Annotated in this window: 14 protein-coding genes; 3 read left to right on the forward strand and 11 right to left on the reverse strand. The window is 67.8% G+C overall.

Going from position 1 to position 11,514, the window contains the following annotated elements:
- The first annotated feature begins 74 nt into the window (after nucleotides 1-74).
- A complete protein-coding gene (locus G6N27_RS19995; RefSeq protein ID WP_163779417.1) occupies nucleotides 75-1,361 on the forward strand; it encodes a MinD/ParA family ATP-binding protein in 1,287 nt (428 codons plus the stop codon).
- A gap of 1 nt (nucleotide 1,362) precedes the next feature.
- On the opposite strand, the gene G6N27_RS20000 is transcribed toward G6N27_RS19995, so the two are convergent.
- On the reverse strand, nucleotides 1,363-1,524 hold the full coding sequence (locus tag G6N27_RS20000; protein ID WP_163779419.1) for a hypothetical protein: 162 nt from the start codon (nucleotides 1,522-1,524) through the stop codon (nucleotides 1,363-1,365).
- Nucleotides 1,525-1,571: 47 nt separating this feature from the next.
- Between G6N27_RS20000 and G6N27_RS20005 the strand changes: the two genes are divergently transcribed.
- On the forward strand, nucleotides 1,572-1,886 hold the full coding sequence (locus G6N27_RS20005) for a DUF4229 domain-containing protein (protein WP_163779421.1): 315 nt from the start codon (nucleotides 1,572-1,574) through the stop codon (nucleotides 1,884-1,886).
- Nucleotides 1,887-1,987: 101 nt separating this feature from the next.
- Here the strand turns inward: G6N27_RS20005 and G6N27_RS20010 are convergent, their stop codons facing one another.
- Nucleotides 1,988-2,866 carry a 1,4-dihydroxy-2-naphthoate polyprenyltransferase gene (locus tag G6N27_RS20010; protein WP_163779423.1) on the reverse strand — a complete coding sequence of 293 codons (879 nt, stop codon included), beginning with the start codon at nucleotides 2,864-2,866 and terminating at the stop codon, nucleotides 1,988-1,990.
- A 102-nt stretch (nucleotides 2,867-2,968) separates the two neighbouring features.
- Here G6N27_RS20010 and G6N27_RS20015 point away from each other — a divergent pair, with 102 nt between their 5' ends.
- Complete coding sequence (locus G6N27_RS20015) at nucleotides 2,969-3,745, forward strand: S-methyl-5'-thioadenosine phosphorylase (protein WP_163779425.1); 777 nt, start codon at nucleotides 2,969-2,971, stop codon at nucleotides 3,743-3,745.
- Between the two features lie 4 nt (nucleotides 3,746-3,749).
- Here G6N27_RS20015 and G6N27_RS20020 read toward each other — a convergent pair whose 3' ends face one another.
- The 9 genes from G6N27_RS20020 to G6N27_RS20060 all read right to left on the reverse strand — a co-directional run bounded on the left by G6N27_RS20020 (nucleotide 3,750) and on the right by G6N27_RS20060 (nucleotide 11,494).
- A complete protein-coding gene (locus tag G6N27_RS20020; RefSeq protein WP_163779428.1) occupies nucleotides 3,750-5,498 on the reverse strand; it encodes an NAD-binding protein in 1,749 nt (582 codons plus the stop codon).
- Between the two features lie 36 nt (nucleotides 5,499-5,534).
- Entirely contained in the window at nucleotides 5,535-6,641 is a 1,107-nt protein-coding gene (menE, locus tag G6N27_RS20025; RefSeq protein ID WP_372512964.1) for an o-succinylbenzoate--CoA ligase, read from the reverse strand.
- Between the two features lie 50 nt (nucleotides 6,642-6,691).
- Nucleotides 6,692-6,994: a DUF3349 domain-containing protein gene (locus G6N27_RS20030; protein WP_163779429.1), complete on the reverse strand. Its 303-nt coding sequence runs from the start codon at nucleotides 6,992-6,994 to the stop codon at nucleotides 6,692-6,694.
- 60 nt (nucleotides 6,995-7,054) lie between these two features.
- The gene (locus G6N27_RS20035; protein WP_372512962.1) at nucleotides 7,055-7,357 is read right to left on the reverse strand and encodes a hypothetical protein; all 303 of its coding nucleotides are present in this window, start codon (nucleotides 7,355-7,357) and stop codon (nucleotides 7,055-7,057) included.
- Complete coding sequence (locus tag G6N27_RS20040; RefSeq protein WP_163779432.1) at nucleotides 7,354-8,583, reverse strand: inorganic phosphate transporter; 1,230 nt, start codon at nucleotides 8,581-8,583, stop codon at nucleotides 7,354-7,356. The genes G6N27_RS20035 and G6N27_RS20040 overlap by 4 nt, the downstream gene beginning before the upstream one ends.
- 113 nt (nucleotides 8,584-8,696) lie before the next feature.
- A complete protein-coding gene (locus G6N27_RS20045; RefSeq protein ID WP_163779434.1) occupies nucleotides 8,697-9,086 on the reverse strand; it encodes a VOC family protein in 390 nt (129 codons plus the stop codon).
- 13 nt (nucleotides 9,087-9,099) lie between these two features.
- Nucleotides 9,100-9,978: an SDR family oxidoreductase gene (locus G6N27_RS20050; protein ID WP_163779436.1), complete on the reverse strand. Its 879-nt coding sequence runs from the start codon at nucleotides 9,976-9,978 to the stop codon at nucleotides 9,100-9,102.
- A gap of 152 nt (nucleotides 9,979-10,130) precedes the next feature.
- Entirely contained in the window at nucleotides 10,131-11,033 is a 903-nt protein-coding gene (locus G6N27_RS20055) for a 1,4-dihydroxy-2-naphthoyl-CoA synthase (protein WP_163779438.1), read from the reverse strand.
- A gap of 2 nt (nucleotides 11,034-11,035) precedes the next feature.
- Complete coding sequence (locus tag G6N27_RS20060; protein ID WP_163779440.1) at nucleotides 11,036-11,494, reverse strand: nitroreductase family deazaflavin-dependent oxidoreductase; 459 nt, start codon at nucleotides 11,492-11,494, stop codon at nucleotides 11,036-11,038.
- Between the last annotated feature and the right edge of the window lie 20 nt (nucleotides 11,495-11,514).

The following is an 11,514-nucleotide window of genomic DNA, read 5'->3' on the forward strand; positions in this document are numbered from 1 at the left end:
CTGCGATATCTTCGGGTCAGCAGGGCTGTTCGTTAACAACGCGACCCCAGGGTTGCGACAAGGGGAAATTTCACGTGTCTGACCATCCGACGCACGGCGCGAATGCAGGAGCGCCGCGCGGTCGCGAAGACCATCCGACCACCGAATTGCCACCTCATCCGCCACCACCGGCGCCGGAGCCGCCGACCCGAGCCTTCGCCGGGTTCCGCACCGAGCGCGTCTTCACCGACAACACCACGCTGGGCGTGCCACCCCCGGAGACCCGCTCCGAACCGCGCGCCTGGGCGAACACGCCGTACCAGGGCATGCCGCGCGTCGTCGAATCCGGCGATGCGCCCCGACGGGTCTACGGCAATTACGGCGGACCACCGGCCCCGGGGGACGCCGGCGCGTCCCAGCCGGGCATGCCGCCGCAGCGGTATCCGGAGTTGTCCACCAGGACGCTGCTGCGCCACGTCAAGCCGGCACCGACCGAGGGTTGGCGCCGGTGGCTGTTCCGGTTGTCCGGGCAGCTGATCAACGTCGGCGAGAGCCAACGCACGATGCGGTACAACGACCTCACGGTGCAGGTCAACAAACCGTTGCGGGGCTGCTACCGCATCGCGATGCTCTCGCTGAAGGGCGGCGTCGGGAAAACCACCATCACGGCCACGCTGGGTTCGACGTTCGCGTCGATCCGCGGCGACCGGGTGGTGGCCATCGACGCTAATCCCGACCGCGGCACGCTGAGCCAGAAGGTGCCGTTGGAGACACCGGCCACCGTCCGGCACCTGCTGCGCGACGCCGAAGGCATCGACCGCTACAGCGATGTCCGCAGTTACACGTCGCAGGGCCCCAGCCGGCTGGAAGTCCTTGCGTCGGAAAGTGATCCGGCGATGTCGGAGGCGTTCAGCGCCGACGACTATGCGCGCACCTTGGAGATCCTCGAGCGGTTCTACGGTCTGGTGCTCACCGACTGCGGCACCGGGCTGCTGCATTCCGCGATGACGTCGGTGCTGGACAAGGCCGACGCCCTGGTCGTGGTCAGTTCGGGTTCGATCGACGGCGCCCGCAGCGCCTCGGCCACGCTGGACTGGCTCGACGCCCACGGCCACGAGGATCTGGTCAGCAATTCGATCGCGGTGATCAACGCGGTGCGGCCGCGATCAGGCAAGGTCGACATGCAAAAGGTGGTCGATCACTTCTCGAGGCGTTGCCGCGCAGTGCGTTTGGTTCCGTTCGATCCGCACCTCGAGGAAGGCGCCGAGATCGACCTGAATCGGTTGAAGCGGGAAACCCGGGAGGCGCTCATCGAGCTGGCAGCCGTTGTCGCCGACGGTTTTCCGAGCGATCAGCGCCGCTCGAACGAGCACTTCATCTAGATCAGCGGGGCTTGTTGTCGCCGTTGCCCAGACGCCAGAGGAACTCCGGATCGTCGTCGGGTCCGATGACGCGACTCTTCGGACGGGTGACCTGTGAACGGACAGCCCGCCAGCCGATGTAGACCAGTGTCCCGAGAGCCAGGACCAGGAGCAGGTAGAGCACGCAACACCTCCTTTGTCCGAATATACGCGGCGTCCTAGGCTCGCACTGTGTCAGACGGAACGAGTCCCGCCGGCCGGGCAGTCGTCAGCGTCTCGCTCTATGCTGCGGCCCGAGTCGCGTTGGTGGTGGTGCTCACGGCGGTCATCTACTGGACCGGCCGGGCTCTTGGCGTGCGGGAATTCCCGATCGTCGTCGCCGCGCTGTTCGCTCTCGTCATCGCTATGCCGCTGGGTTTCTGGCTTTTCGGCCCGCTGCGACGCCGGGCCACTGCGGGGATCGACGCCGCGACCGAACGCCGGCGCCGCGACCGCGAGCAGTTGCGGGCCAGGCTGCGCGGGGAGGCGCCGCCGGATTCCGATTGACTCTGCGCAGAGGGCGGCGACGTCTCGACAAAAGCCGCCAAGAGCGCAGAGTCACGTCGCTCGACGGGGACGCGCCCACCCCGGCCTCTACGACGTTGTCGTCACCCTTGAGCGTTGACCGCCAACGCTACGGCCACCGCGATCGACCAGACCAGCATCGTCAGCCCGGTGTCGCGCAACACCGGGATCAGCTCGCTGCCGATTCGCCCCGATCGCACCGGCGCCGCGGCGCGCAGCCCCAACGGTGTGGCCACCAGGCCGACCGCGCACCACGGGGTGGCCGCCGTCAGCGTCAGCGTCAAGACCGCGGCCACGCCCAGCAGCAGCTGATAGAAGATCCGCGTCCCGCGGTCGCCGAGGCGGACCGCCAGCGTGATCTTGCCGGACTCCTTATCGGTCGGGATGTCGCGTAAGTTGTTGGCCACCAAAACCGCTGACGACAAAGCGCCCGTCGCCACCGCCAGCACCGCGCCGACCCAGTCCACCCGCAACGCCTGGGTGTACTGCGTGCCCAGCACCGCGACCAGTCCGAAGAACACGAAGACCGCGACCTCGCCGAAACCCGCGTAGCCGTACGGCTTCGCGCCGCCGGTGTACAGCCAGGCGCCGGCGATGCATAACGCGCCGACCGCGATCAGCCACGGCGCGCTGGTCAGCGCGAGCGCCAACCCGGCGACCGCGCCGATGGTCAAGCTCGCGACGGCCACCGCCCGCACCGCATGCGGGGTTGCCAACCGCGAACCGACCAGCCGCAGTGGGCCCGCCCGGTCGTCGTCGGTGCCGCGGATGCCGTCGGAGTAGTCGTTGGCGAAGTTGACCCCGATGATCAGGGCGACCGCGACCGCCAGGGCCAGCAGCGCCTTCCACCAGATGGCGCCGTGCAGCCAGGCCGCCCCGCCGGTGCCGGCGATCACCGGGGCGATGGCGTTGGGAAGGGTGCGCGGTCGCGCGCCCGCGATCCATTGCGCAAGAGTGGCCACCCTGTGATCGTTCCATGCGCGTGCTCGACAATGAGCAACGTGCCCGCCGACGACGCGACCTCGCGCCGCATGAGCGGCGCCAACGAGGAGGAGCGGCGGTAGATGATCGGAGTGATCGGTGGCAGCGGCTTCTATACCTTCTTCGACTCGGACGCCCGCAGCGTCAGCCTCGACACCCCGTTCGGTGAGCCCAGCGGCCCGGTCACGATCGGCATGGTGGGGGAGCACGAGGTGGCGTTCCTGCCGCGTCACGGCCTCGAACACCGCTTCCCGGCGCACAAGGTGCCGTATCGGGCGAACATGTGGGCGTTGCGGGCGCTGGGGGTGCGGCAGGTCTTCGCCCCGTGCGCAGTCGGCAGCCTGACGCCCGAACACGGCCCGGGCGCCGTCGTGCTGCCCGACCAGCTGGTCGACCGCACCCGCCATCGCGCCGACACGTACTACGACTCCGGCGCGGCGCACGTGTCGTTTGCCGACCCGTACTGCCCGACGCTGCGTTCGGCGGTCAGCGGACTACCCGGAGTCGTCGACGGCGGCACCATGGTCGTCATCGAGGGTCCGCGGTTCTCCACCCGTGCCGAAAGCCGGTGGTTCGCCGCAGCGGGTTTCACGCTGGTCAATATGACCGGCTACCCAGAGGCGGTGCTGGCCCGTGAACTCGAAATGTGCTATGCCACAATCGCTTTGGTGACAGATCTGGATGCGGGCATCGACGCGGGCGCCGGCGTCAAGGTCGACGAGGTCATCGTCGAATTCGAGAAGAACATCGGGCCGTTCAAGAAACTCGTGCGCGAGGCGATCGGTCAGGTCGAAACGGAGCACACCTGCACCGAGTGCCTGTCGCACGCCGGTGTCCCGCTGCCGTTCGACGAGGGGTGACGGCTCAGCTGGCTTTGGCTTCCTGCTGTTGGCCCTCGTCGGCGGGTGGCCGTGGTGGGCGTCCTCGGCGCAGCGTTTCGATCAGGTCGCGATAGGGCCCGACCAGGTAGACGGTGTCGTCGCCATGCAGCCGGGCGTCGCGTCGCGGGTGCAGCTTCAGCAACCCGTTGGACGTCGTGATCGCGATGACCCGGGTGTGCGTGGACAACTCGTACATGCGGAGCCCGTCGAGCTCGCTGCCGGGGGCCACCTGCATACCGCCGACCACGAACGAGCGTTGACCCACCGAGAACGTGCCCAACACCTGCAGGCCGATCGCCCCGCCGATGAACCAGGGTGCGGCCAGCTCGACCGTGGACCGGACGTTCTCGAAACCGAATCGCTGCGCGACCGCGAAGCCCAGCGTGCGGTCATACACCCGCAACACCAGAGGAACTGGGGTCCAGTGCTCCCGGGTCTCGGTTCTCGTGCCCAGCATCTCGGTCAGCACGATGCCGGTTTCGATGTTGATCATGTCGTCGCGGGTCAGGACCGCGACCGCGCGAGCGCGATCCACCCGCGCTGCCTTCAGTGTCTGGCGCAATGTGGCGTCACCGAAGATCACCGGAACGTCCAGGTCGCGCACCGCGGAAAGGAATCGGTTTTCCTCGTCGAGTTCGATCACCGCGACTTCGTATCCGGCGGCGGTCAGGTCGCTGACCACCCGCATGCCCAGGGCGCTCAACCCGACGACGACGATGTGGTTGCGCAGATGACGCACCCGGGGGCGCGCCGAGGCGAACACGAAGCGACGCGACAGCAGGACATCGGCGACGAACGACACCAACAACGCAGTGGTGGTCACGCCGCTGAACATCAACATCGTCGAGAACGTGCGCAGCCAGGTGGGCTGGTTCACGAAGCTGAAGTCGCCGTAACCGGTGGTGGTCATCGTCTCGACGGTGAAGTAGAACGCGTCGATCCAGCCCATGGTGGGTGGCGCTTGGTACCCGAAGCGCAGGATGATCGTCGAGCTGATCAAGACCAGCGTGGTGGCCGCCACGACCGGATAGAACGTCGGGTTGAAGTCGCCGAGCACACCGCGGACACTGTCGATCACTCGTCGCGGCCACGGCCGACCGGTACGCGTGCGCGTCGCGCTGGGAATCCTGATGCCCTGGGCGGCGATCTCGTCGGCGGTGCCGATCATGATTGCCGTGTCGCCCCGGTGCACTCGTTGATCGCGGCCCGGACACACATCCATCTCGCCGGGGTCGGGTGAATTCTGACAATGGATGACCGCCACCGGGGCGAGGTCGCCGTAGAGTTCCCGCAGCGTCGCTTCGCGGGACGCCGTGGTGCCCGAGACGACGAATTCGATGCCGGCCGCGTCGAACCGGTGGGTGGTCTGCGCCAGGCAGGCTTCCACCACCGAGGGTGCGGCAAGATCGGCGACGTCCAGGGTCGCCCCGGGCCCTTCGTCGTCGGCCACCGCTTCGCGCAGCACGTCGTTGGCAACCCTGGCCACCACGCGGACGTCCGGGTTAGCTTTCCTTGCCAGCAAAGCGATTTCGAGGTTTCGCGCGTCGTCGTTTCCGGCGCAGACGACGGCAAGCGCGCGGGACACGTCATGCAGGGTGAGCTCGCCGGCGACGCCAGCTTCCGACGTCTCGGCGTCGAGGAGCCGCACGACGGTCGCGCCGGCGTTTTTCAGCTCGTCGGCGATCGTCGTGGCGAGCGCATCGTCACCGCTGACAATGATGTGGCGATGCATGCTCAGTCGGTGACTAAGGGCCGGTTCACCAGGGCATTATGTCATCCGGCTTGATTCGGCCAGCCGCATCAGCGCCCGCCTGTCGACCTTGCCGATGCCGCGCATCGGCAAGGCGTCCACGATGAGCAGCTCGCGCGGCGCCGCGGTGTGGGCCAATGTCTGCATCACGTGGGCCCGCAACGAGTCGAGTGCGGGTGGGGCGTGGCCGTCGGCGACGACGACCGCGGCGACCACTCGCTGGCCCAGTCGCTCGTCGGCACGCCCGAAGACCGCGCAGTCGGCCACCGCGGGATGCGTCCGCAACGCCGCCTCGACCGGTTGCGGCAGGATCGTCAGGCCGCCGGTGCTGATCGCGTCGTCGATTCGGCCCAGGACACTGAGCACACCCGAATCGTCAACGGCGCCAACGTCGTCGGTGTGAAACCAGCCCGGCTCGGCGAACGGGTCGGGGTTGGGCGGATTGCGGTAGCCCTTGGCCAGCGTCGCGCCACCGATCGCGATCCGTCCGTCATCGTTGATGCGCACCTCGACGCCGTCGAGCGGGACGCCGTCGTAGACACAGCCACCGGCGGTCTCGCTCATGCCGTAGGTGCGCACGACGCGGATGCCCGCCCCGGCGGCAGCCTGCAGGATCGGCTGCGGGGCCGGGCCGCCGCCGATCAGCACGGCGTCCAGGCCGGCCAGCGCAGCGGTGGCCGCCGGATCGGTCAGCGCCTTGGCCAACTGCGTGGCGACCAGCGCCGTATAACGCCGCCCCGAGCCGAGTTCATCGACGGCAGAGGGCAATTGGCCGACATCGAAGCCGGTCGAGACGTCGAGTTCGACCGGCACGGAATCGGCGAGCAGACTTCGCACCAGCACCTGCAGGCCGGCGATGTGATACGGCGGCAGGACCAGTAGCCACCGGCCTGGCCCGCCCAGCCGGTCGTGGGTGGCCGCGGCGCTGGCGGTCAGCGCGGCGGCAGTGAGCAGCGCGCCTTTCGGCGCCCCGGTGGTGCCCGACGTCGTCACCACCACGGCGACGTCGTCGTCGATGGCGTCGCCCACCCGCAGCGACGACAGGTCCGACCCGTGATCACCGTCGGCGGGAACCGGCAGCAGCGCGGGCGCACCGCCAGTCAGGACCTGTTCGAGTGCCGCCAACAGCGGCCGCGCCGAGGAGCCCCGCGCCACGGCGAACGCGCGCAGGACGGCTATCCGGTGCCCTCGCCGTCGCGGGCGTCGTCCAGCGGCCAGCCCTTGGCGGCCAGCCGCTCGCGGACCCGTTCGATATCTTCCGGCGACGGCAACTCGTCGGTGACCTGCGTGATCAGCACGCCGATGTCGACATGGTCGAAGTCACCTCGCTGCATCAGCTCGTGGGCCACCAGCTTGACCTCGTCATTGCTCATCCGACGGGAGAGCAGCGCGAGCACCGGGAAATAGTCAGTCGGTGGGATGCCTTCTGGATATCCCGCGCGAAGCCAGGCGACTACCGAGCTCAAGAATCGGTTCACAGCATGTCAACTTCCCCCGCCGGGCCGTCGGTAAGCCTCGAGACAAAATAATTCCCGATGCTACGCGGGCTTGGCTCCGAGGATGTACAGGCCGGTACGCGCCCCGATGAAGTCCCGGGCGACGTACAACACCCCGACTATGACCGCAACCAGGGCCAACGCGTAGATCGCATACGAGATCGCGGTCAGCGCCGGGTTCTTGTGCTTGACGGCCGCGCCGTCGGAACCCATGACACCGTCGCCCGCGGCGCCTGCCCGCACGGCGAGCGCGAACAGGGCCGGCAGCCCGCTACCGAGGATCAGACCGAAGATCAGGATCTTCAGTGACGCCTGGTAGTTGAACCAGTGGTTCAAGTGGCTCATAGCGTGCCTGCTTTCTTGGCGTCGGCGGTGTGTTCAGCGGCCTCTCCGTTGCCGATCGGAGCGCCGGCGATGCCCGGCTTGCCGTGCTCGTCGAGCCCGGCGGTCAGGTCGCCCTTCCACTCGGCGTTGACGTTGTTGTGGTCGACCTTCGTCTTACGCGATTGCAGGTAGATGGCCGACGCCGCCGCTGCCAGCAAGAGGAAGCCGACGGTCGCACCGGCGTAGCCGCCGATCCCGTGGGTCACCCAGTAGGTGACGGCCCCGACCAGGCCGGCAGCGGGCAGGGTGATCAGCCATGCGGTCGCCATCCGGCCGGCGACGCCCCAGCGAACCTCCGCACCGGGTTTGCCGACACCGCTACCGAGCACGGATCCGGTCACCACCTGCGTGGTCGACAGCGCGTAGCCGAAATGAGCCGACAGCAGGATGATGACGGCCGACGACGATTCGGCGGCCATGCCTTGCGGCGACTTGATTTCGACGAGGCCCTTGCCCATCGTGCGGATGATCCGCCACCCGCCGGTGTAGGTGCCCAGCGCCATCGCGCACGCGCAGGCCAGGATCACCCAGAACGGCGGCAGGGCGTCGGTCCGGCTGACCGCGCCGTAGGAGATCAGCGCGAGGAAGATGACGCCCATCGTCTTTTGGGCGTCGTTGGTGCCGTGTGCCAGCGAGACGAGCGAGGCCGAGAAGATCTGGCCGCGGCGGAACGCGGTTTCGCTGCGCTCCTCCGGGACACCGCGATTGAGCCGGTAGACCAGCCAGGTGCCCACCGCTCCGACGATCCCTGCCAGCACCACCGATACCAGCGCCGGAATCAGCACGCGGGACACCACACCGGTCCAGATCACCCCGTGTGCGCCGGCCGCGGCGATCATGGCGCCGACGATGCCACCCACCAGGGCGTGCGACGAGCTCGAGGGGATACCCAGCAGCCAGGTGAGCAGGTTCCAGACGATCCCACCGACCAGGCCGGCGAACACCAACTGCAGCGTCACCAGGTGACCGTTCACGAGGTCTTTGGCGATCGTCCCGGCGACGGCAGTGGACAAGAACGCTCCTGCGAGGTTCAGCACCGCCGACAACGTCACCGCTTGCTTCGGCTTGAGTGCGCCGCTGGCGATGGAGGTGGCCATGGCATTGCCGGTGTCGTGGAATCCGTTCGTGAAATCGAATGCGAGGGCAGTGATCACGACGATGATCAATAGGAACAGCTGAAGGTTCACGGGCCTAATTCTGGGGGTAGAGGGCCGTAGTTGTCGAAAGAACGAGGTCGTGAAACCAAGGTATTTTGCAGTCGTCGTCAGATGTTCGCCTCGGGTTAACCTGTGGGCTTGGCCTAGTCACGGCGCGTGTCGCGGCGCAGCGGGTGCTCGGGCGGGATCTCGACGAAGATCAGCGTGACGCCGTCGGGATCGGTCACGTGCATCTCATGCAGACCCCAGGATTCTTGGCGGGCTTCGCGAGCGATCGGCACGCCCCTGCCTTCCAGCTCGGCTTGGGTCGCCCGGACGTCGCGCACCTGCAGCCACAGCGCACCTGGAAACGCTCCGGCCGGGTGCTCCGGCGCACCGTGGCTGGCCAACTCGATCAGCGACTGGCCGGCGAAAAAGACTGTGCCCGCGCCGTAGTCGCGGAAGATCGCAAGGCCGAGTTCGTCTCGGTAAAAGGTCAGCGACCGCTGGTAATCCGCGGGGCGGAACAGCATCCGGCTCGCCAGGATTTCCATGCCCTCGTGTCTATCACGGTTGAAGCCGCTGGCGTCTGATCAAGTTGGTCGCCAGTTCCGGACCGAAGGTGTCCAGTGCCTGGGACACGATCGCCATCCGCGGCGCGATACGGACCGGCCGGCGGCGGGCGGCGGTGATCATCCAGCCGGCCGCCTCGTGCGTGGTCAGGGCGGGCAGCCCTTCGTATTCCTTGGTCGGCGCGATCATCGGGGTGGCCACCAGCGGGTAGTACAGCGTGGTCGAGCTGACACCCTTTCTGGCCCACTCGGTTTCGGCCACGCGACTGACCGCTGACAGCGCAGCCTTGGACGCGTTGTAGACCGCGAACAACGGCGACGCCTCGCTGAACACGCCCCAGGTCGCCACATTGATGATGTGCCCGTCGCCGCGCTGCAGCATCGCCGGCGCGATGCCGCGAATCAGGCGCAGCGGCGAGTAGTAGTTGAGCAGCATGGTCCGCTCGACGTCGTGCCAGCGTTCCAGCGACTCGGCCAGTGGCCGTCGGATGGACCGCCCGGCGTTGTTGATCAGGATGTCGACGCCGCCGAAACGCTGATCGACGTCGGCGACCAACGCGTCGACGGCGTCCAGGTCGGACAGGTCGCAGGGGATCGCGACGGCGTTGCCGCCGCGTGCGGTGATGCGACCCACCACCTCGTCGAGCAGATCCTTGCGGCGAGCGACGGCGATCACCGTGGCGCCGCGGCGGGCGAACTCCTCGGCGGCACTCTCGCCGATCCCGGAGGAGGCCCCGGTCAGCAGGATCCGCTTGCCGTCGAGTTCGACGGGCTTGGCCGCCGGTCGGTACAGCCTCAGCGATTCGGTGATCGGGGGCCGCATCGAGGTCAGCGTGATCTGCTCGGCCAGTCGGCGCAGGGGGTTCTTGCTCACAGGGCTGGAGTGTAGGTGGCGGCTGTCGACGTCCTCCGTCGCGTCAGACGGGAGAGGCGTTTTGCCCGCCTTCGAGCGACAAAAATCCATGCGTTCGCTCGTTGTCGCTCAGAGGCGGGCAAATCGTGCCTCTCAACCCGCCGAGCACCGCCCTAGAAATAGCGCGGGAACGCGCTCCAGTCGGGGGGCCGCTTCTCCAGGAACGCGTCACGGCCCTCGACGGCCTCGTCGGTCATGTACGCCAGCCGGGTGGCCTCGCCGGCGAACAGTTGCTGGCCGACCAGCCCGTCGTCGAGCAGGTTGAACGCGTACTTCAGCATCCGTTGCGCCTGCGGCGATTTCGCGTTGATCTCCGACGCCCACTGGATGGCCTCGGTTTCCAGATCGGCATGGTCGATGACGGCGTTCACCGCGCCCATCGCGTGCATCTGCTCGGCGGTGTACGGGCGGCCGAGAAAGAAGATCTCGCGGGCGAACTTCTGGCCGACCTGCCGGGCGAGGTATGCGCTGCCGTAGCCGCCGTCGAAGCTGCCCACGTCGGCGTCGGTCTGCTTGAACCGGGCGTGCTCGCGGCTGGCCAGGGTGAGGTCGCAGGTCACGTGCAGACTGTGCCCGCCGCCGGCTGCCCAGCCGTTGACCAGGCAGATCACCACCTTGGGCATGAAGCGGATCAACCGCTGCACTTCCAGGATGTGCAGCCTTCCAGCCCTTGCGGCGTCAATAGTGTCGCCGGTGTCTCCGCTTGCGTACTGATAGCCGCTGCGCCCGCGGATGCGCTGATCGCCGCCGGAGCAGAACGCCCAGCCCCCGTCTTTCGGCGAGGGCCCGTTTCCGGTCAGCAGCACGACGCCGACGTCGGGCGACATCCGGGCGTGATCGAGCACCCGGTAGAGCTCGTCGACGCTGTGCGGGCGAAACGCGTTGCGCACCTCGGGCCGGTTGAACGCCACCCGCACGGTGGCGTCGGCAACGTGACGGTGATAGGTGATGTCGGTCAGATCACCGAACCCGTCGACCGGCTTCCAGGACTCGGCGTGAAAAGGATTGTCGCTCAAGGTTATTGAATTCCGTCCAGTCGAAATACCGCGCAGCGGCCGGCCAAAGCTTCGAATTCCTCCGGCCGGCCCTCGTCGACCAGGCCGGCCCGCTTCATGAATCCCACCCCGGTGGGCACTTCTTCGGGGAACACCCGCAGCAGCGGACGGGCGTCCTCGGCCGACAACTCGACCATCCTCACGCGCCGGACACTGCGACCGCGGGCCAACGTCGCCTCGCCGGCTGCGCGGACGTTGGCCACCCAATCGGCTCCGGGAAAGCCCGCAACCACGTACTCTTGGCCGTCGACCGTCATCGGCGTGACGGGGGTCGACCGTTCGCGTCCCGACTTGCGTCCGGGCACCGTCAGCACGACCGGGCTTTCACCGCCGAAGCTCAGGCCGAGACGCGACATCTGAATGAAGAGCTTGTTGGCCGGTTTGAGCCACCACGGCGGCCTAACCGACTTGCTGCTGCCCATACGGCGACGGTACTCGTCGG

Origin of the sequence: Mycobacterium cookii, from assembly GCF_010727945.1 — a bacterium.
GTDB lineage: Bacteria > Actinomycetota > Actinomycetes > Mycobacteriales > Mycobacteriaceae > Mycobacterium > Mycobacterium cookii.

Bases quoted from the DNA above. Each gene is read 5' to 3' on its own strand.
- G6N27_RS20015 (WP_163779425.1), top strand. From the start codon at position 2,969: ATGATCGGAGTGATCGGTGGCAGCGGCTTCTATACCTTCTTCGACTCG.
- G6N27_RS20020 (WP_163779428.1), bottom strand. From the start codon at position 5,498: ATGCATCGCCACATCATTGTCAGCGGTGACGATGCGCTCGCCACGACG.
- G6N27_RS20035 (WP_372512962.1), bottom strand. From the start codon at position 7,357: ATGAGCCACTTGAACCACTGGTTCAACTACCAGGCGTCACTGAAGATC.
- G6N27_RS20045 (WP_163779434.1), bottom strand. From the start codon at position 9,086: ATGGAAATCCTGGCGAGCCGGATGCTGTTCCGCCCCGCGGATTACCAG.
- G6N27_RS20060 (WP_163779440.1), bottom strand. From the start codon at position 11,494: ATGGGCAGCAGCAAGTCGGTTAGGCCGCCGTGGTGGCTCAAACCGGCC.